Annotated in this window: 19 protein-coding genes; 4 read left to right on the top strand and 15 right to left on the bottom strand. The window is 40.5% G+C overall.

Features of this window, described 5'->3' with window-relative positions; all coding sequences use genetic code 11:
- Positions 1-14: 14 nt before the first annotated feature.
- From ACW6NC_RS11430 to ACW6NC_RS11395, 8 genes are all read right to left on the bottom strand, one after another.
- Positions 15-641 (bottom strand): hypothetical protein, encoded by a 627-nt coding sequence (locus ACW6NC_RS11430; RefSeq protein ID WP_457866158.1) that lies wholly within the window; start codon positions 639-641, stop codon positions 15-17.
- 41 nt (positions 642-682) lie between these two features.
- Positions 683-1123 (bottom strand): hypothetical protein, encoded by a 441-nt coding sequence (locus tag ACW6NC_RS11425; protein ID WP_457866156.1) that lies wholly within the window; start codon positions 1121-1123, stop codon positions 683-685.
- A 23-nt stretch (positions 1124-1146) separates the two neighbouring features.
- Positions 1147-1569 carry a hypothetical protein gene (locus tag ACW6NC_RS11420; protein WP_457866155.1) on the bottom strand — a complete coding sequence of 141 codons (423 nt, stop codon included), beginning with the start codon at positions 1567-1569 and terminating at the stop codon, positions 1147-1149.
- Positions 1570-1648: 79 nt separating this feature from the next.
- Positions 1649-3016: an MBL fold metallo-hydrolase RNA specificity domain-containing protein gene (locus tag ACW6NC_RS11415; protein WP_457866153.1), complete on the bottom strand. Its 1368-nt coding sequence runs from the start codon at positions 3014-3016 to the stop codon at positions 1649-1651.
- The gene (locus ACW6NC_RS11410; protein WP_457866151.1) at positions 3013-3861 is read right to left on the bottom strand and encodes an ATPase; all 849 of its coding nucleotides are present in this window, start codon (positions 3859-3861) and stop codon (positions 3013-3015) included. Before ACW6NC_RS11410 ends, ACW6NC_RS11415 begins: the two co-directional genes overlap by 4 nt.
- 31 nt (positions 3862-3892) lie before the next feature.
- On the bottom strand, positions 3893-4762 hold the full coding sequence (locus tag ACW6NC_RS11405; protein WP_457866149.1) for a universal stress protein: 870 nt from the start codon (positions 4760-4762) through the stop codon (positions 3893-3895).
- Between the two features lie 2 nt (positions 4763-4764).
- Positions 4765-5616 carry a universal stress protein gene (locus ACW6NC_RS11400; RefSeq protein ID WP_457866148.1) on the bottom strand — a complete coding sequence of 284 codons (852 nt, stop codon included), beginning with the start codon at positions 5614-5616 and terminating at the stop codon, positions 4765-4767.
- Between the two features lie 18 nt (positions 5617-5634).
- Positions 5635-6489, bottom strand: coding sequence for a universal stress protein (locus ACW6NC_RS11395; RefSeq protein WP_457866147.1), 855 nt, complete (start codon positions 6487-6489; stop codon positions 5635-5637).
- 185 nt (positions 6490-6674) lie between these two features.
- Between ACW6NC_RS11395 and ACW6NC_RS11390 the strand changes: the two genes are divergently transcribed.
- Positions 6675-7301: a WG repeat-containing protein gene (locus ACW6NC_RS11390; RefSeq protein ID WP_457866146.1), complete on the top strand. Its 627-nt coding sequence runs from the start codon at positions 6675-6677 to the stop codon at positions 7299-7301.
- Positions 7302-7368: 67 nt separating this feature from the next.
- Here ACW6NC_RS11390 and ACW6NC_RS11385 read toward each other — a convergent pair whose 3' ends face one another.
- Complete coding sequence (locus tag ACW6NC_RS11385; protein WP_457866145.1) at positions 7369-7815, bottom strand: Hsp20/alpha crystallin family protein; 447 nt, start codon at positions 7813-7815, stop codon at positions 7369-7371.
- 779 nt (positions 7816-8594) lie between these two features.
- Positions 8595-9632 carry a response regulator gene (locus tag ACW6NC_RS11380; protein WP_457866143.1) on the bottom strand — a complete coding sequence of 346 codons (1038 nt, stop codon included), beginning with the start codon at positions 9630-9632 and terminating at the stop codon, positions 8595-8597.
- Between the two features lie 374 nt (positions 9633-10006).
- Between ACW6NC_RS11380 and ACW6NC_RS11375 the strand changes: the two genes are divergently transcribed.
- Both ACW6NC_RS11375 and ACW6NC_RS11370 read left to right on the top strand, forming a co-directional pair.
- Positions 10007-10417: a hypothetical protein gene (locus tag ACW6NC_RS11375; RefSeq protein WP_457866141.1), complete on the top strand. Its 411-nt coding sequence runs from the start codon at positions 10007-10009 to the stop codon at positions 10415-10417.
- Positions 10418-10421: 4 nt separating this feature from the next.
- Entirely contained in the window at positions 10422-10685 is a 264-nt protein-coding gene (locus ACW6NC_RS11370; RefSeq protein ID WP_457866139.1) for a zinc ribbon domain-containing protein, read from the top strand.
- On the opposite strand, the gene ACW6NC_RS11365 is transcribed toward ACW6NC_RS11370, so the two are convergent.
- From ACW6NC_RS11365 to ACW6NC_RS11345, 5 genes are all read right to left on the bottom strand, one after another.
- Positions 10682-11188: a hypothetical protein gene (locus tag ACW6NC_RS11365; protein ID WP_457866138.1), complete on the bottom strand. Its 507-nt coding sequence runs from the start codon at positions 11186-11188 to the stop codon at positions 10682-10684. The genes ACW6NC_RS11370 and ACW6NC_RS11365 overlap by 4 nt on opposite strands.
- 11 nt (positions 11189-11199) lie before the next feature.
- Positions 11200-12027: a universal stress protein gene (locus ACW6NC_RS11360; RefSeq protein ID WP_457866137.1), complete on the bottom strand. Its 828-nt coding sequence runs from the start codon at positions 12025-12027 to the stop codon at positions 11200-11202.
- Positions 12028-12098: 71 nt separating this feature from the next.
- On the bottom strand, positions 12099-13091 hold the full coding sequence (locus tag ACW6NC_RS11355; RefSeq protein WP_457866136.1) for an MlaD family protein: 993 nt from the start codon (positions 13089-13091) through the stop codon (positions 12099-12101).
- A 7-nt stretch (positions 13092-13098) separates the two neighbouring features.
- Positions 13099-13842, bottom strand: a complete 744-nt coding sequence (locus ACW6NC_RS11350; protein ID WP_457866135.1) for an ABC transporter ATP-binding protein — start codon at positions 13840-13842, stop codon at positions 13099-13101.
- 5 nt (positions 13843-13847) lie between these two features.
- Complete coding sequence (locus ACW6NC_RS11345; protein ID WP_457866134.1) at positions 13848-14627, bottom strand: MlaE family ABC transporter permease; 780 nt, start codon at positions 14625-14627, stop codon at positions 13848-13850.
- Between the two features lie 370 nt (positions 14628-14997).
- Between ACW6NC_RS11345 and ACW6NC_RS11340 the strand changes: the two genes are divergently transcribed.
- Positions 14998-18636 (top strand): chemotaxis protein CheB, encoded by a 3639-nt coding sequence (locus tag ACW6NC_RS11340; protein ID WP_457866132.1) that lies wholly within the window; start codon positions 14998-15000, stop codon positions 18634-18636.
- The last annotated feature ends 5 nt before the right edge of the window (positions 18637-18641 follow it).

Here is an 18641-nt window from a genome sequence, read left to right as displayed (position 1 = left end):
GTAAAAAAAGCTTATTAGGGAAGAATACCATCCCATTTTAAGCTAGTAATCAATAGCTCTACATACTGTTTGATGCTTCTGCGTACCCTTTTCGGTTTTTTAAGATCGATTTCTCCCTGCCATAGCAGTTCTCTTTGACGATTTTCAGGAAGGGTGTAAATCGAGGTCACCGTGTGGTAAATCTTGGAGTCCCCGGAAACATCATCGCCATGGAAAATGCCCTGGTTGGAATAGTAATCGCTCTTGAAACTTCTATAACTCCCTTTTAAACTAGAAAGGCTCGTGCGCAAATCTTTGTGGGATTCCACCTGAACGATCTTGCTAAGGAGCACTGTATTATAACCTTCTTCAAGGAGGTAGGTCTCCAGGGTATCCAGCTGAATTTCTGTGCTGTCTCCAGGGGCAAGTTTTCCGTTTAAAACGGATATACTGCTGACCGCTTCCACATGATGCTTTTTAAATTCTTTTTCCAGTAAGTTCTCAAAAGCCTGCCGGAATTCTGTGACCGGGGTCATTCCTATTATTAATATTTTCTCGATTTTTGGTTTTTCGGCGCGATATGGAGTATGAGATTCCACCAGACGCGTAGTACTACAGCCTGTTACTAACAAAAAATAAAGAATCACGAGAAAATATCTCATCCGGAGTTTTTTTAGTTTTTAAATTTCCAAAACTTCATCACCTATTCCAGGAGCCTTTTCTGCTTTTGTTTTTTAAGGGCACCGGAAACCTTTGCGAAAATATCTTTTTTTAATTGTGAATAGGATTCCCAATAGCCATTGAGGTCTTTAAGTAGCACCCTATGTTCCTCCTTATACTTTTTTTCTTCTTCAGGTTGATCTACGCCATCTAGTAGAATATCCAGTCCATTTTTATGGGAGGAGACCCTTTCTGCTAGCTCCTTCATTTTCTTTTTGGATTCGGTAAGTTGGTCAATAAGGACTTTAACCTCCCCGGTTAAATTGGATTCAATAATGGGGAGGGTATATTCCCTTAGCATATCTTCAAAAAACAGATGTTCATCTTCGTTAAAAGCAAGGTTAGAACTCCATTGCTGTGCGCTATAGTGCATCTCTTCAGGACTCTTCCATTCGATATACCTGAAATTTTTCTGATCTTTCATGATGGTTAATATTATATGAATGATTATGTTTTTGCGATTAACAGATCCCCGGTGTAATTAAATATTTGCGATTGTAAATCCTTAAAACCCGTGATGAATTTTGTGAGTTTTTCTTTTAATGCCCAATGTTGCTCGCGGTAAAAACCTTCACAACTGATATCATCGCATTCTCTCATGCCCTCCAGGTCGTATTTATGATTGTGAACTTCCTGGTTAAGAAGGAAAATGTCAGCACGATAGGTATCCAGCCTTTTTTTAAAGCTTTCAAACATCTCGAACATATTAGGCTGCCCGGAATTAAAAATATCAGCCACCAGATACTTGGTAAGAAAACGGATGTGCTCTGTGGCATTAAAGATTTCATGGAGCCAGGCATCGGTTTCTTTTTGTAGTTCTTCGGTGCTGCCATCCCTATCATTATATCGATTCCTGAAAGATGTTGCCATAGGTTTTAAATTTAAATACTCCTAAATTTACAACAAAAAAGAGCTACGTAAAATGATAATTATCAAAAGATTATAAACTTTAAGAGGCCGTAAAACTTTCGTGAAGTTTGGGGATGGATGCCTTCCAGTGGTACACCTCTTTAAGCTTAACTCTTAGGGCATCCAAGGCATGTGATTCCCCGTGAACCAGGAAAACCTGCTCTGGAATATTTTTGATCTGGCTGGTCCACCTTAGTATGCCCGCCTGGTCGGCGTGTGCAGAAAGGCTATCCAGATGTATTATTTTGGCTTTAACCTGGCAGTACTTACCAAAAATCTTGATTTCCTGGCTGCCTTCTAGAAGCTGTCGGCCCCTGGTGCCTTCGGCCTGGAAACCCACCAGCAGTACCGTAGTTTCAGGCTTTTCGAGATAATATCGCAGGTAAGTGAGCACCCGTCCCCCGGTGACCATTCCGCTACCTGCAATGACCACTTTCGGGCGGTTATAGTCTATGGTTTTCCAGGTGTCCTGGTAAGAGGTGATTATTTTAAAGTGCTTTTTCATTTCCTGGAATTCCATTAAATCCAGTTTATGCCATTGCGGAAAACGCTGAAAAACCTCCAGCACTTCATTCCCCATAGGACTATCAATGAAGATCGGAATATTCGGAATTTTATTCTTCTTAAAAAGTTGCCAGAGTTTAAACATCAGGCTTTGGAGTCGTTCTACCGCAAAGCTGGGAATGATAAGACTCCCGTTTTGATTAATCACCTTTTCAATTTCCGAACTTAAAATATCATCAACAGGCTCCAGGGGATGCTGGCGGTCCCCATAGGTGCTTTCCAGGATGAGATAATCCGCCCATTGGGGCCGCTCGGGCGGTTCGAGTAAAAGATCCTCTTCCCTTCCGATATCGCCTGAAAACACCCATATTTTTCCGGAAATATCCAATTCAATAAAGGTAGCTCCGATAATATGGCCGTTTTTTCTAAAACGGACCTTTATATTTTCAGAAAGCTGGATCCAAAGTTCTGGTTCCACTTTTTCAAATAATGTGATCGCTTTTTCGGCTTGCTCAGTATTATAAAACGGTAGGGCGGGGCTATGGCTGCTGAAATTCTCTTTATTAGCCCTTTCTGCATTTTCCTCCTGGATTTTAGCACTGTCTTTTAGAATAATCGAGGCTATTGCCAGGCTAGGTGAGGTCCCTAAAACAGGTCCATTAAATCCTTGCATGACCAAACGGGGTAAATAGCCCGAATGATCTAAATGCCCATGGGTAAGAAGCACCGCGTCAATATTTTTTGGCGGAAAAGCAAACCCCTCCCAGTTGAGCTCACGTAATTCTTTAAGACCCTGGAACATCCCGGCATCGACCAGGATGGTATAACCCGGGGTTTCCAACAGGAATTTTGAGCCGGTAACTGTTCCAGCTGCACCGTAAAAACTGAGTTTTATATTATTCATTTTTGTGTTTTACATAAACCTCTCATTTCTTCCAAAATATGTTTTTTACGGTTAGAAGAAATTCCCAGGTGGTCGAGGTAAAAATCATCATTGACCAGTTCGCGGCAGAGTACTACATCCCGACTCAGCAGAAACTGTTTTTCCCGCTTACTGAGCAGCACAGATACGGTGATTGGGTATAAACCGGAATGATCTATCCGTTCCTTGAGGCTGTTTCCCTTTGGATAATCCCAACTCAATAGCTTTAAGCCTGCGCATTTGCCGTATAGAACGGCGTCCCTGGTAAATCGGGTATTGGTCACTACCCATCCCTGGGAGAAGAAAAATGGGTTATCCTTTTTTACTTTATTGAAGTTTTCAATATCCCGAAACCGGGAATGAATATAAAGTGGAACTTTCACATCACAGCTTTTTCCAGGCAGGCTGTGAAATTTACATTCCATAAGCAATATTTCATTCTCCTGGGAGGCGATTATATCGACTTCGTGTGTAACACAGGCCCCCTGGAAGATATCACCGATTTCCACCTGATAACCGCTGTATTTAAAAACTGCCCCTACGAATTTTTCAAAAGGAAAGCCTGTTGGACCAAGCTCATAAATGGCATTTTTTAATTTATAGCGGGAGGCCATAAGGTGATCCTTATTTTTTAATAACCTGAAGGCCCGATTATAAATTTCCTTGGTGGTTATTCCTGGGTAGAGTTCTTCTTTGAGCCTGGAAATAATTTTTTCGATGACCTCTTTGCTTGCCCCGGCACGGCCAAGAGAAATAGCCACCTTTTCTTCAGAAAAAACGGCCTGCTGACCAGAGGCTTTTATAATTTTTAGTTCAGAGGTATCCATAGCTAAGGTACGGTTATTTAAATCACAAAAATTAAAATAAGCGAGGCAGGTACCTGGTTTCAGGAAGCACCAGGATGGGAACTCTTGGTTTTTTAGTGATCTGGTGTAAGACAGACCTTGAAAATATCTTTTTAAAGAAACCTGGTTTTTCCCTGTTTAAGATTAGTAGCTGACTGCCACGGCTTTCGATAAAGGTGATTATTCCCTTGGTGACTGATATGTTGGTAAGGGTATGAAAGCTGTGCGAAATATTGCGAAACAGCTCCTGCAAGTAATCCCTGTTGGTTTCCTGCTGTTCATCCATCTGGTCATGTTCCTGGACATACAAAACCCTTATGGTGGCTGAAAACCTGTTGGCAATTTCGCTAACATAATTAACCCCGGCCTGGGAACATTTATAGCGAAAGTTAGTGGCAAACACCACTTCCTTTTGAATGTCGGGAACAAAAAGGGCATTTTCCGGAACAATGAGTAGAGGGCAGGTGTTGCAATGGTCCGATACATGGACGGTGTTGCTTCCAAAAATGCGATTTTCAGGATCTCCGGAGCCCTTGGTACCCATCACGACCAGATTGATGTTGTACTTTTCAATAGCCCATTTTATCGCCTCGGTAACACTGTTATACATGGAAATAATCTTGAAATGATGATTGGGATTCTCATTCATAAGGCTAAGACTATCCAGAAGTTTCTCTAACCCCTCTTTGGATTGCTCATGGGCCAGGTCATAAGCAGGTTCACCAGGTTCGGGCACCATAAGGCTGGTGGTTGTAAAATATTCGGTTTGAAAAGCATTCAACAGGTAAAAGGTGCAAACATCTTTTTCAAATAAATGAATGCTATACTCCAAAGCCTTCCAGGCATTTTTAGAGAAATCGGTGGGGACAAGTACATTTTTCATGACTAGGAAGAATATTTCCCCGAAGGAATTACCAGAAAAGGAACTTTGATATGAAATCCTATTTTATTGATCACAGGCCGGAAAAGCAGATTCTCAAAGAAGGAATGCTTGTTATTGATCATAACCAGCATATCGGTAGGATGCTCATTTTGAAAATCATAAATAGCTTCGGTAAGCGCTTTCTTTTGTATGCTGTAAAACTGATGCTTTACCGAGTCCATTTGAGTGGCCAGTAATTTTTTATGCTGTTCCTTTTCGGGAGATAATTCTTTTTTACTCAGCACATGGAGGATATTGAGCCTGGAATCATAATTTTTAATAATTTCCTTAAGGAGCTGAAGTTGCTTGCTGCTGTAATCCAATTCATAATCCGTAGGAAACAAAATGTTGTCTGGCCTGGTAAATTCGTATTCTGATGGAATTGCCAGAATGGGGCACTTAACTTTCTTAATGGCCTGGACGGTATTGGTTCCCATGAGCACCTCCTGGGCCCCGGTGGCCCCTTGTGTCCCCATAACCACTAGGTCGATCTCTTTTGCTTTTACCTGGTCCTTTATCTCTTCAATCAAAAGATTGAAGGCAGAGATCAATTCAAAGTGGTGTTTTGGACTCTTATCTGTTTTGGTAATGCGTTGCTTAACCTTTCGCAGTCCTTTTTCTGAATTTTCCCGGTAAATTTCTTCTAAACCGGGTTGTGTGGTGCTGTATAGGATATATTCAGTGTCGTATAAAACCGGAGTGAAGGTGTTTAATAAAAAGAAGGTGCATTCTTCATCCTTGAACAAACTCACCGCATATTTCAGGGCGTTGATGGAGTTTGTGGAAAAATCGGTGGGCATTAATATTTTTTTCATCACTTTAGGTTTTAAGGGTTAAACACATTCCCGGTTAAAATTCTGGAGGACCAGTAAAGGTATTTTAGGATTCAGACCTATTTTGTCCAATGTGCCTTCAAATAGTATATTTTCCCATTCACTATGCCTGGAATTGACCAATACCAAGATATCGGTCTTTTGTTTTTCGATAAATTCCATGATCGTGCTTACCTTATCTACACCCGCTACCTGGTGCGTTTGGAACTTTATATTATGAAACTGTTCTTTTAGAAAGCTTAGGTTATCTTTTTGCCTGAAGGATTCCAGTGGATATTTTGAGATATATAAAGTATGGATCTCCGAACCGAAGACCCGGGCAATTTCGCTCACTAGTTTTAGTTCCCTTTTTTGGTAAGGCACCAGGAAATTGGTAGGAAAAAGGATCTTCTCCGGGGTGTTATATTGGTAACCGGCCGGGATGCTCAATACCGGGCATTGAACATACTTCATAACCAGTAGGGTATTGGTACCAAAACTTATATTCCGATCATCGGTTTTGCCCCGGGTTCCCATAATGCAGAGATCAGCGTTTTCCGAATCTACAAGATCATTTACCTCATCGACCAGGGCACCAAATGCAGCGACTTTATGATAAGTATGATGAGGGTTAGGCGCTATTTTCCGGATTTTCAAAAGACTTTCTTCCAGTTTTTCTTTAGCCTGGCTTAACACTTTTTCCTTAAGCTCATCCATAAGGCTTCGGCTTAAAATGCTTTCATCGTTATAGACTTCGTCGGCATAAGCGTGAAGGAGAAAAAATTCACAGGTTTCATATTTCAGTAGCTCTACTGCGTATTTAAGCGCATTGAAAGCATTGGCTGAAAAATCGGTTGGGAATACTATTTTTCTCATCTTTTCCTGGATTTGAATCTACTCAAATTTAACAGAATTAAGTGCTGGAAACTATGACGAAAATCAGTAAAACCCCCTGTTTATAAAATCATTATGAAATGCCTGGTTTGATTTAGATGATGTTTATCATTTTTTAATTTAAGGTGATAGGGTATCTTTAATTACTAATTCAAAAAAATAAAACGATGAAACCTATTCGCCTATTTTTGGTCCTGCTCATACCATTTATGATGGATGCCCAGGAATTAAAAGACCTTAGTTATGTGGGAGCACTCCATGAAGGGTATGCACCGGTGAAAAAAAATAACCAGTGGGGATTTATAAATTCATCGGGTGAATTAATTGTTGATTTCAGAAATGACCTGATTGAAAATGAAAAGGTCGTCACTTCCGGGGACCTGGGAGTAGCTACTCAGAAAAGGCCAGTGATGCAGGAGAAAAGGGCGATCATTAAAAAAAATATCGAGGGAGTCAATTATTATGGATTTATAAACGAAAAAGGGGAGGAGGTCATCGCTCCTGAGTTTTTGAATGTATCCCTGTTCAATGATGGAAAAGCCCTGGCCCTTAAACTTGAAGGAGAACAATTGGGCAAGAATGAAGTACTGGGAAAAAGAGTGATCTCCTATAAATACGACGTTGTTGTTATCGATCCTGACGGGGAAGTATTGCAGTATTTAGCCGGACCGTTCCCGGTCACCGTTTCCAAAAGAAATCTTAGGGATGCACCTCCAATTGCAGCGAGGACCCTGGGGGAAAACCTGATCAGTGTAAGAGGACCGGATAAACTCTGGCAGGTCTACCAATATTAATACTAAAAAAGGGGCAAAAATTTTTGCCCCTTTTAGTTTAAGAAACCTTAATGGTTCTTTGCTTTTTTTATGCCTGGGCTTGGGTTTTCTTCTCAAGCTTCATTTTCAGAATTCCGTCTTTATAACTGGCCTTAACATCCTTTTCCTCATCGATACTCTCAGGTAGACTCATAGAACGGGAAAAACTGTTATAACTGAATTCCTTTCTTAAAAATCCTTCTTTCTCTTCCTCAGATTTTTCTTCTTTTTCCGCAGAGATGGTCAGGATACCATCTTCCATAGTGATTTTAAAATCATCTTTTTCAAGCCCAGGAGCGGCCAGTTCGATTTCGTAATCTTTTTCATGATCCCTGACATTGACAGCTGGACTGAAATCGAAATCTTCACCATTAAAAATGCGATTTAAATTGTTCAGTCTTCTTGTGTCCATCAATTCAGAAAAAAAGGGATCATTGGCAAATAAGGAAGTGCCCCACATGGGGCGGCGACGTTTGTTGGATTTAACTAGTGACATAATATTAAAATTTTAAAGGTTAATAAATACCTTTCTAATGTATTTGATTAAAGGCAAGTGGGGAATGATAAATATCAATTTTTAAAAAATAAATTGGGCTTGATCCCTAATTTGATCGGGACCCTTAAGAAGGAGATCCCATTAAAAACAGAAACAGGAGCTCCAAGTCTCCTGTTTCTTTTAAGAAGGTATTAAACGTATTTCTAATTCTTTTGTGATACCAGTGATCTTACGCGCAGTAAAATTTGTGTATCGATTAGATAATCACCTTTGATACCTTCTCAATTTGATTTTTAACATCAATCAAGTACTTAAAAACCAAATTTTATATTTGCGATAGCTCGGCAGTCAATGACTGTTTGCTAGCGACTAATGTACTAAGCCCGGAAAGGGTAAAGAATGACATTTGTCATTTTTCCGCTTTTTAACATATTATTTTCCACTGGCCTGGAATTCTGAAGGTAAGGAGATAAAATAGAAACAGGAGTACCATGACTCCTGTTTCCTAAGAAGGTATTAAATATATTTTCTAACTTTTTGATTGATACCAGTGATCTTACCCTAGGTAAAATTTGTGTATCAAGTTAAAAATATGCTTTGATACCCTCTTAATTTGATTTTTAACTCCAATAAAGTACTTAAAAACCAAATGCTTTTATTCTCATTAAGCCGGCAGTTTCTTATTGCTTTCTGAGATCTAATTTATCACAGCCAGGTGGGCTAAAGAATGATATTTATCATCCTGGGTTTTTTTAACAGATAATTAGCAAATTCTGAGGCTATTTTATGCTCATGAGTTTCTGCATATTAAGAATCCTTATATTGCGTCCTTCAATACCTATGATTCCGCTTTTCCTTAAACTGGATAAACTTCGGATAAAGCTCTCTGTAGAAATTCCGGCTACACTGGCAAGATCGGTCCTGGAGATTCTGATGCCTTCCCGCGCGCTTTCAGGCATAAGTTCCGCAAACTGCCTTATGGTACTGGTGGTCTTTCTCAATACGGAGGCATAGGCCATTTCCAGGAGGTGGCTTTTTATAAGTGCAAGATTATCTGATAATAATTGGGCAACCTCCAGGGTTAAATGCTGACTTAAATTGAGAATCTCCTGAAACTTAAGACTGGAAAGCCTGTAGGAGAAACTGTTTTCCAAAGCGGTAGCAGTCTCCGGGTAAAAAGAAGTATCCATAAAATAATAAAACCCAAAAACATCGGAATTCTTATACAGGCCGGTAATGAGTTCCTTGCCATATTCATCCATTCGGTGGGTTTTTATTAAACCATATTTAATAAGATAGATATAATTCGCATTCTTTCCTTCCCGGTAGACTTCCTCATTCTTCTCGATTTCAAGGCTTTCCCCTGAACGTTCAAAATAGGTCCGTAATTCATCCAAGGTATTGATCTGATGAATTCCGGGAGCGGCGATCTTCTTTTTCTGTATTTTTTCGTGTTTCGATAACCGGGTACTTATGGCCATTAAGAGATCCCGCTCATGAAAAGGTTTAGTGAGGTAATCATCCGCCCCCATATTCATTCCGAATCTAATATCTTCGACCTCCGATTTTGCAGATAAAAAAATAAATGGAATGTCCCGGGTTTCTTTGTCCTGGTATAAACGCTTTAAAAGTTCATACCCATCCATAACCGGCATAAGTATATCACTGATGATAAGATCGGGTTTATATTCTTTGGCCGCTTTTAAACCTTCTTTCCCGTTTTCGGCTGTGAAAACACGGTAATTTTCTATTTCCAGGAGTTCCCGGGTGTTTTCCCGAAGTATTTTATCGTCTTCGATAATGAGAATTTTTTTCATCACAAAAATATTATCCAGGTGCAATTAAAATAAGTCCGGGGCGAATTCATGTGGGGGGTAAAAAAAGATTCTATCTTATAGAGAGGAACCTCCATATAAATATACACAGAAAAACTTGTAAAATTCTGGTGAGATCAAAAAAATATTTATTGGGACTTTACCAGTGGAGCTATAGTTATTGTTGAGTTTAGCGAAAATTATTCTTCAAAGGCTTTGGCAGCTCAGACGCCTACTGATTTATATCATTTTATTAATAAACCAGCTGCAGTAATTTTACAGGTTTGAGAAGGACCTAATATAGAATTAATTTAAGTAAGCTTTCCCGCTGAATCAAAAGCTTTTCGTAAATTTAAGAGCGACAAATACCTTTAAAGATGGGAAGAGATATTCATAGTTATACAGCCGATTCTTTTTATATTCACCTGGGTAAACTATTTTATGCCGTAGCGGCTGCCGATAAAGTGGTTAGGGAACAAGAAATCAGGACTCTTAAAGAGATCGTTGAGAAGCAATGGCTTGAGCACGATAAGTTCGAGGATGAATTTGGGACGGATGCTGCCTACCAGATCGAGATAATTTTTGACTGGTTGGATGAAAATAACCCGCAACCAGGAGATTCCTACGCGGATTTCGAAGATTATTACAAGGAACACCAGGCTTTATTTACGCCCAAGGTTAAACAAATGATTTGGAAGACAGCCGATGCGATAGCGGCTTCTTATGCAGGAAAAAATAAAAGTGAACTTATCCTGCTCTCCAAATTAAAATCACTGTTAAAAAATTAATTCCATGACCCCTTATACCTGTCAAAGTTGCGGCCTGCCCTTTACCAAAGAATTGCGTGGCACCAACAGGGATCAATCCTTCAATACTGATTATTGTATTGATTGTTTTAAGGATGGCAAATTCACCGATCCTCACGTAAACTTGCATCAGTTGGAAATCCAACTCCTGGAGCGGGCTGAGCACCATAATGGAATATCCCTTGAAGAAGCACAGCAGATCATTCGGAGTCTACCTGAGTTGAAGCGCTGGCGCATGGAGAATATTTAAGGATTGATATTCTTAAAACCCACCTTGCTTTTGGGAATGGGGACTTCCCATTTAATCAATTCTTTTAAAAATTCATCTATTTTTTCTACTACCAGTTTCTCGGTAATGGCAGCGGGGGAGTAGATACCCATTTCCACCAGGTCATTTTCCACGGACATCCAGTTTTCTGGAACTGGAAAGAGGGTGAAGATTTCAATATCTCCGTTATGAAGTTGTGAAAATACTAAGGCTCCGCCCTGGAGAAACTGGTAGGTGGGAATCTGTCCTGTTTTAATAATCAGCTCCGGTGGAAAGGAATCGAAGCTTAGGTTGATAGCTTCATTGGTGTGAATCCATTTTAAATGCTGTACTTTCCAGCCGATGTCATATTTTTCTACGGCCTGACTGAGCACCTTATGGATAAGGTCTTTGACCTGGGTTTCCCACTCTATCCGTTTATCTACAAGGATGTGGATGGAATTCTTATATTCGGTAACCCGCTCCTCCAGATGTTCAATTTTCATTTTAGAGACTTTTAAAATTTCTCGTTGAAGCTTAATAAGGGAACTTCAATGCAGGATTGCATCCGTTTAACCATATCCCTGTGAAGCAGACTGCTTTTCTTTGAATCGGGTTTTCTCTCCAACATCACGACCATATCTGCATTGAGGTTTTCAATATTTTCTTTTAATGATTTTAAAATATTATCCGAGAAAATAATTTTATACTCAATATTAGGATACTGTACTAATTCAGTCAGGTTCTTTTTAAACCATTCCAATAGATTCTTTGTCATCGTTTCATCCTGGTCACTTACATGCAAAATGATCAATGTTGGTTCCACAGGCTTCAGAAGGCTGATCAACTCTTTGAGGTTGATGATATCTTTCTGTTCAAAATCCGTGGTATAAACTACATTTTCAAACTTTCTAAAAACGAAATTCGGAGGTACTGCCAGTAAGGGGTAGGGAGAGCGTTCCAGCATATCCTTGGTGGAACTACCTAGGAAAAAGTCCTTGAAACTTCCTGAGCCACAGGCTCCCATGACAAGGAGTTTTACCTCCATGTCCCGGGTGAACTTAAGGATTCCTTTGGTGACCGAGACAGCGAGGTTTACCGCCACAGTGAGGTTTAAATCAGATAAATCCTCCTCCAGGTGATCGCTGCAGAATTCTTCCAGTTTAGCTTTTAATGCAGCCCGAGTTTCCTTTTCATCATGCTTTTTGTTCAGATTCAGTGAGGTCTGGGTGGCCACGTGAAGGGCGATCACATCGGTTTTAAAGAGCTCTCCCAGGGCTACGGCATATTTTAAGGCAGCTACAGAATTCTCTGAAAAGTCTGTGGTATAAACAATCTTTTTCATCTTAATCAGGTTTGCAATAAATTTAATACCAGATATTTATATAAATAATGATATTGCTCAGCTAAACTGAATTATGGTTCGGTCGCCTCTTGTGTCCTGGCTTTTTGCCTTTCAAGTCTTCGAAAATAACCCCGAAAAAAGAAATTATGTTTTAGCGCCTCCATGTTTTCATTGAATTTATAGCTCGCCTTCTCGATATTCTGAAGACTGCTGTCCAGATGATTTACAAAAGAGGTGTCGGTCAACATAAAATTGATTACCCCTTTCCCGGTTTTTATTTCCGAGGAAAATGCGCTGATATTACTGGTGATCTTGTTGATCGCTATGGCAGAGGAATCCAGATGGGACAGGCTGGAGGCAAATTGCTGGGCCGCAAGGCTATCTTTAAGGATAAGCCCGGCCAGGCTTTGATCAAAGTTCACCTGGGATAATAAATTATTAAGCCTATTGACACCGGTAATTGCCGCGTTGGTGGTCTGTCTTAAGTTACTGATGCTATGCTTAAGGTCTTCAGCCATTTCCTTATCCTTGATCAGAGCTCCGGCAACGCCTTCGCCACTATTGATGGAGTTGGTGATTTTTAACAGGTCTGAGGTGAGCATTGCTGCATTCTCATTGGTACGGTTTAAGGTAGAGAGCATATCAGCAGTGGCTACCTGGCTAATAGATTCCAGGGTGTCTCCCTGCTGTAAAACACCATTCCCGGGTTCATCCCCAGGGATGATGTTTACCACCATACTTCCAACCAGTCCGTCAGAATTGATCGTGGCCACAGCATTCTTTCTCATTTGTCTGGCCGTCTGGATATCGAGCAACATATCCACAGCGATGCTGGTGTCATTGACCATCACAATGTGTTTTACCGTTCCTACATCCAGGCCAGCAAACCTAACGTTGTTTCCGACCTGCAAACCATTGACATTTTTGAAAACCGAGGTGACCTTAAGGTTTTCCCCAAACAGGTTCTGGCGGTTTCCGATAAAGAAAATGGCCAGGGTAAAAATGATAAGGCCCGTAATTACGAAAAGCCCAAGACGCATATACTTTGATGATTGTGTTTTCATAATTTTTCTATTTAAAAAAGGCCATTATTTTAGGATCTTTAGAGGCCGATAATTCTTCATATTTTCCTTCGGCATAATTAATTCCATCAAGCAGCAGGATCATCCTGTTAGAAATCACCCTGGCACAATCCACATCGTGGGTAATGATCAGGGAAGAGGTCTTATATTTTTTTTGGATATCCAGCATCAGTAAAATAATCTCCTTGGCGGTAATTGGATCAAGACCCGTTGTGGGTTCATCATATAAAATGATCCTGGGTTTAAGGATCAGAGCCCTGGCCAGGGCTACCCTGCGTTGCATTCCTCCTGAAAGCTCTGCAGGCATCATATTTAGGGTGTGTGGAAGTCCTACATTGTTTAAAGCTTCTAAGACCAATTCATCGGTATTCTTCAAATCGAATTTATGGGTGTGCCTTCGCAATGGAAACTCCAGATTTTCCCTTACGGTCATCGAATCATAAAGGGCACTTCCCTGGAATAAAAAACCAATATCGGCCCTTAGTTCATCGAGTTCCTGGCGTTTCATCCGGGAAATATCCTTGCCAAGTACCTCCACCTTCCCGCTATCGGGTTCCATAAGCCCTACAAGGCATTTGATCATGACCGATTTGCCTGAACCCGATTTTCCCATAAGCACCAGGTTTTCTCCTTCCAGAAGCTGAAGGTTAAAACCATTAAGTACTTTGGTCTCTCCAAAGGCTTTATAGAGGTCCTCAATGCAAATGACCGTATTTGGCGATGCTGTCTTCATAGAGGCTATGGATATAATATATCGGTAATAAATACCGCGAGGAAATCTAGAATAAACAGAAGCATGGAAGTGAAAACAACAGCAGCATTAGACGCTTTTCCCACCCCTGCGGTTCCTTTTTTGCTATTATAACCTTTAAAACATCCGACCAGGCCGATAGCAAAACCAAAGAAAAAGGTTTTTACAGTTGCCGGGAAAAGATCACTATACTCCAGGGTATTAAAAACCTGGCTAAAATAAAGGGTGAAGGAAACATTGCCCTTTAAGTTCTCGACCAGCGCAGAACCAAACAGTGCAATAAAATCGCCCAGTATTACCAGTATCGGTACCATTAAAGTGGTGGCAAGAATGCGAGTGACCACCAGGAATTTAAAGGGATTGGTTCCGGAGACTTCCATCGCATCTATTTGTTCGGTGACCCGCATCGAACCTAATTCGGCACCTATACCGGATCCGATTCGGCCTGCCAGAATTAGTGCGATCATTACCGGCCCAATTTCCCTTACAATCGAAATACTGATCATGGAAGGCATCCAGGAGACGGCCCCAAATTCCATCAAAGTAGGCCTGGATTGCAGGGTAAAGACCAGGCCTAAGATAAAACCGGTCACCCCAACCAGGAGCAAGGACTTGTTGCCCATATTATAACTCTGGCGCAAAAACTCCCGGAATTCAAATGGTCGTGAGAATAACTCCTGGAAAAACCTTCCCGCAAATCCAGTGAGTTCCCCGATCTCAATAAAAAAACCGGAAAGACCTTTTCTAAAACTATGAGTGCCGTCCATATACTTACTTTGCCTTCTAAAGTTACAACAGGGGCACAAAACTTTATATGACTTTGATCAGTTTAACGAGCCGTGGTTTTTAGCAGTAGGGGTGTATTAAAAATGGCTTTAATGGCAGATCGAAGGATAAAACTTCAATTTCATTTAGAGAAAAGTTGCGAAAAATGCAATAAAAGATACTTTTTTAGAAAGGATAATAAGAATAATTGATCACTTATTGATTTCTTTGATATAATTTTAACGGTAAAATGTTGTAGAAAAGTTAAAAAACGTCAGGAAATGTGGGATATGGGGCCACATTTTTTAATTTTAACCGTTATTTTTGATTTTTTAGTCTATTTCTAATTAAATATCGCTGCTTTATACCCAGATGACCAAGTCTAATGTAACTTCCGAAAGTGCTGATTTACCAACAATTATAGAACATCAGGAACCCAGAATAATTGCAATTGGTGCCAGTGCCGGTGGATTAGAAGCTTTAAAGTCCTTTTTTGATCATATTTCCGAGACCGATAAGAATGCTTATGTGGTCATTCAACATTTATCTCCGGATTACAAGAGTATGATGGGGGAATTGTTAAGGAAGAATACCAATCTGCCCATTGTAGAGATTACCGATAGTTTAAAGTTACGCCAGGGACATATTTATTTAATCCCCCCGGTGAATAATCTTGTTTTGGAAAATGGGAAGCTCCATTTAATAGAAAAGCCCAAGGACCAAAGCTTAAATTTACCCATCGATAAATTCTTCGAATCGCTGGCAAAGTTCAAAAAAGAGAAGGCCATCGGTGTTATTCTTAGCGGTACGGGAAGTGATGGTACCCGGGGCATTAGAGCGATTAAGGAGAATGACGGGATGATTATGGTTCAGGATCCCGAGGAAGCCAAGTTCGACGGGATGCCGCAAAGCGCTATAAATACCGGTCTTGTCGATTATGTGCTTCCTGTTGAGAAAATGGGACAAGAGTTAAGGAATTTTATTTCAGCACCTTCGATATTGAATTTTACCGATGGCGAAGTTTCTGTCGATGAAAATAAGCTCGATAAAATTCTTCGCTATGTCGATGAGAAAACCGGGCTCGATTTCAGAGAATATAAACGCGCTACCCTTGCACGGCGTATTTCCAGAAGAATAAATGTATGTAAGTGCGAATCTCTTTCGGATTACTATGCCTATATGCTGGAAAATAAACGGGAAGTAGATATGCTTTACCGGGAATTTCTCATTGGGGTGACCAAATTCTTTAGAGACGACAAAGTCTGGGAGGTGCTCAAAAATAAGGTGATTCCTGAATTGGTGGCTTCCAAGGAGGATGGAGAAATCCTTAAAGTATGGGACGTTGGATGTAGTAGTGGGGAGGAGGCTTATTCCTTTGCAATGGTTATCAATGAGGAAATTGAAAAGCAGGATAAAAGAATTGATCTTAAGATCTTCGCTACCGACATTTCAGAAAAACACCTGGAAATTGGGGGCAGGGGCTTTTACCCGGAAAGTATTGTAGCCGATGTGGATCATGATTTGCTACTGAAGTATTTTGTAAGTAAGGCCAATGGCTATCATATCGTAGATAAATTGCGCCGGATGGTGGTTTTTTCAAGGCATAATATCATTAAGAACCCCCCATTTAGCAAAATGGATATGGCCGTATGCCGTAATTTGCTCATTTACTTCCAACCGGGAATTCAGAATAAAGCCCTCAATATGTTGCATTATTCCCTGGTTAAAAATGGGATTCTTGTGCTGGGAACCAGTGAGAGTGTTTATAATCAGAAGAACAATTTTAAGGTGATAGACAGGGCTTCGAAAATATATAAGAACCTACACCCGAGCAAGCGTTTGAAATCCGAGATTTCCGAACCCAGCCACATCAACAACATAAAATCCCGAAAACCCAAACCCCGAACCACCACTACCCGTCCAAATCTAAGCCCTTTAAAAATAAAGCTCAAAGAGGAGCTTAATGACGCCATCATGGAGAATTTTGGCGGGGCTTCCGTATTGCTTGATGCTGATTATAATATCCTGCATGCCATTGGTGAATTCCGCAAATATGCCAAAATGCCTGCAATCGGATTTTCGATCAACCTGCTTGAGATGCTGGAAGAAGAGCTTAAATATATCCTGCAAACCACGCTGAAGAAAGCAAAATCTGAAAATAAAAAGGTAAAATATCCTTCAGCGACCTTCGAGGATAATGGTGAGAAAAAAGCAGTCGATATTATCATAAAACCTTATATGGAAACCAAACTCGATAATGATGCGAGTTACGTGGTCACTTTCATAGAAAAGGAAGTTTTTGAGGAAGACCTTGAAAAACTAGATAAGATCACTCTGACCAGCCGAACCAAGGAATATGTTACCAGCCTTGAAGAGGAATTAAAGCATACTAAGGAGGAGCTCAATATTTCGCTGGAGGAAATTGAGACCAGTAATGAAGAGCTGCAGGCTGCCAATGAGGAATTGCTTGCCAGTAATGAAGAGTTGCAAAGTACCAATGAGGAATTACAGAGTGTAAACGAGGAGATTAATACCGTGAATGCGGAAAATCTTCAGAAGGTAGAGGATCTTGCGGCCCTTAATGCCGATATGAATAACTTGCTTGAAAGCACCGAGATCGGTACTATTTTTCTTGACACCGACCTGAAGATCAGAAAATTCACCCCGGCCATTAAAGACCATTTCAATCTTATTGCTTCCGATGAAGGCCGCCCCATAGATCACTTTACCGATAGTATGGGTAAGAATAATCTTATCAGCCGATCTGAAAGGGTTTTAAGGACCGGTAAGATCCTTGAAAAACGTGTGATAACCAAAAGCGGGAACCAATATTTAAGACGCATTTCGCCATATATTGATTCCAAAGAAACTATTAGTGGGGTGGTCATTACCTTTATCGATATTAGCAGCATCGAAAAATCCAGAAGTAAACTGGAAGCCAGTGAAAAGCGTTTTAAAACTTTTTATGAGGAAGATCCGGTTTTACATATCTCGGTAGACCCTCAAAGTGCGCTTATTATTCAGTGCAATAATACCGCTGTTCGGGAATTAGGTTATGATTCGAAAGAGGAATTGATCGGAAAGCTGGTGTATGACCTATACGAGGAGGAAAGCCAGGTCAAGGCGCTTAAATCGAATAAGGAGTTTCAGGAAAAGGGAGAATTAAAAAACATTGAACAGGATATGCTTAAGAAATCCGGAGAGATTTTACCGGTGATTTTAAGCGCCACTGCTGAAAAGGATGAACAGGATAAGGTAATTACCATAAGGTATACCTGTGTGGATATATCTGCTCAGAAAAAGGCAGAGGAAAAACTCAGACAGCAAAAAGCTGATTTAGAGCGAGCCAACTACGACCTCGAGCAATTTGTATCTATTTGTTCCCATGACCTCCAGGAACCTTTATCTACTATCAAATTCGGCAGTGATGTTTTGGGTAAGATCTATTCCAAGAATCTTGATGAGAAAGGCCAGAATTACCTGACTTACATCAAAGACGCTTCCACAAGACTTGCCGAGCAGATCAAAGCCCTTTTGGAACATTCCCGAATTGGACGAAATGGAGAGAAAAAACTGGTGGATATAAAGGAAGTGGTTGAAGTCGTAAAATACGATCTTGGAAAAAGGATAAAAGAGACCAAAGCTAAGGTCCATACCGGGAAGCTTCCCAAGCTTAAAGGCTATGAAATAGAATTGCGTCTGCTCTTTCAGAACTTGATTGGCAATGCCATTAAATATACGCCTGCAGCGCGAAATCCGGAGATAAGGATATCAGCATTCAAGGAAGGGAAATTCTGGGTTTTTTCCATAATGGATAATGGAACGGGGATTTCCGAGGAGGATCAGAAAAGCATTTTCACTATTTTCAATAGGATAGAGACTAATGATGCAGAGGGGACCGGGGTAGGGCTTGCCCATGTTAAAAAAATTATTGAATTGCATGAGGGATCTATTTGGGTAGACTCCCAATTGGGGATAGGAAGTACCTTTTATTTTAAGATCAAGGCCTAATGCCA

Source organism: Salegentibacter profundi, assembly GCF_054121475.1.
The sequence above is the reverse complement of the archived record's forward strand: the minus strand, read 5'-3'. Positions and strand labels throughout refer to the sequence as shown.

Excerpts from the sequence above, each read along its gene's own strand:
- ACW6NC_RS11380 (WP_457866143.1), bottom strand. The coding sequence starts at position 9,632 with ATGAAAAAAATTCTCATTATCGAAGACGATAAAATACTTCGGGAAAAC.
- ACW6NC_RS11345 (WP_457866134.1), bottom strand. The coding sequence starts at position 14,627 with ATGGACGGCACTCATAGTTTTAGAAAAGGTCTTTCCGGTTTTTTTATT.
- ACW6NC_RS11400 (WP_457866148.1), bottom strand. The coding sequence starts at position 5,616 with ATGAAAAAAATATTAATGCCCACCGATTTTTCCACAAACTCCATCAAC.
- ACW6NC_RS11340 (WP_457866132.1), top strand. The coding sequence starts at position 14,998 with ATGACCAAGTCTAATGTAACTTCCGAAAGTGCTGATTTACCAACAATT.
- ACW6NC_RS11365 (WP_457866138.1), bottom strand. The coding sequence starts at position 11,188 with ATGAAAATTGAACATCTGGAGGAGCGGGTTACCGAATATAAGAATTCC.
- ACW6NC_RS11410 (WP_457866151.1), bottom strand. The coding sequence starts at position 3,861 with ATGGATACCTCTGAACTAAAAATTATAAAAGCCTCTGGTCAGCAGGCC.
- ACW6NC_RS11420 (WP_457866155.1), bottom strand. The coding sequence starts at position 1,569 with ATGGCAACATCTTTCAGGAATCGATATAATGATAGGGATGGCAGCACC.
- ACW6NC_RS11425 (WP_457866156.1), bottom strand. The coding sequence starts at position 1,123 with ATGAAAGATCAGAAAAATTTCAGGTATATCGAATGGAAGAGTCCTGAA.
- ACW6NC_RS11355 (WP_457866136.1), bottom strand. The coding sequence starts at position 13,091 with ATGAAAACACAATCATCAAAGTATATGCGTCTTGGGCTTTTCGTAATT.
- ACW6NC_RS11395 (WP_457866147.1), bottom strand. The coding sequence starts at position 6,489 with ATGAGAAAAATAGTATTCCCAACCGATTTTTCAGCCAATGCTTTCAAT.
- ACW6NC_RS11385 (WP_457866145.1), bottom strand. The coding sequence starts at position 7,815 with ATGTCACTAGTTAAATCCAACAAACGTCGCCGCCCCATGTGGGGCACT.
- ACW6NC_RS11430 (WP_457866158.1), bottom strand. The coding sequence starts at position 641 with ATGAGATATTTTCTCGTGATTCTTTATTTTTTGTTAGTAACAGGCTGT.
- ACW6NC_RS11360 (WP_457866137.1), bottom strand. The coding sequence starts at position 12,027 with ATGAAAAAGATTGTTTATACCACAGACTTTTCAGAGAATTCTGTAGCT.
- ACW6NC_RS11415 (WP_457866153.1), bottom strand. The coding sequence starts at position 3,016 with ATGAATAATATAAAACTCAGTTTTTACGGTGCAGCTGGAACAGTTACC.
- ACW6NC_RS11405 (WP_457866149.1), bottom strand. The coding sequence starts at position 4,762 with ATGAAAAATGTACTTGTCCCCACCGATTTCTCTAAAAATGCCTGGAAG.
- ACW6NC_RS11390 (WP_457866146.1), top strand. The coding sequence starts at position 6,675 with ATGAAACCTATTCGCCTATTTTTGGTCCTGCTCATACCATTTATGATG.
- ACW6NC_RS11350 (WP_457866135.1), bottom strand. The coding sequence starts at position 13,842 with ATGAAGACAGCATCGCCAAATACGGTCATTTGCATTGAGGACCTCTAT.
- ACW6NC_RS11375 (WP_457866141.1), top strand. The coding sequence starts at position 10,007 with ATGGGAAGAGATATTCATAGTTATACAGCCGATTCTTTTTATATTCAC.
- ACW6NC_RS11370 (WP_457866139.1), top strand. The coding sequence starts at position 10,422 with ATGACCCCTTATACCTGTCAAAGTTGCGGCCTGCCCTTTACCAAAGAA.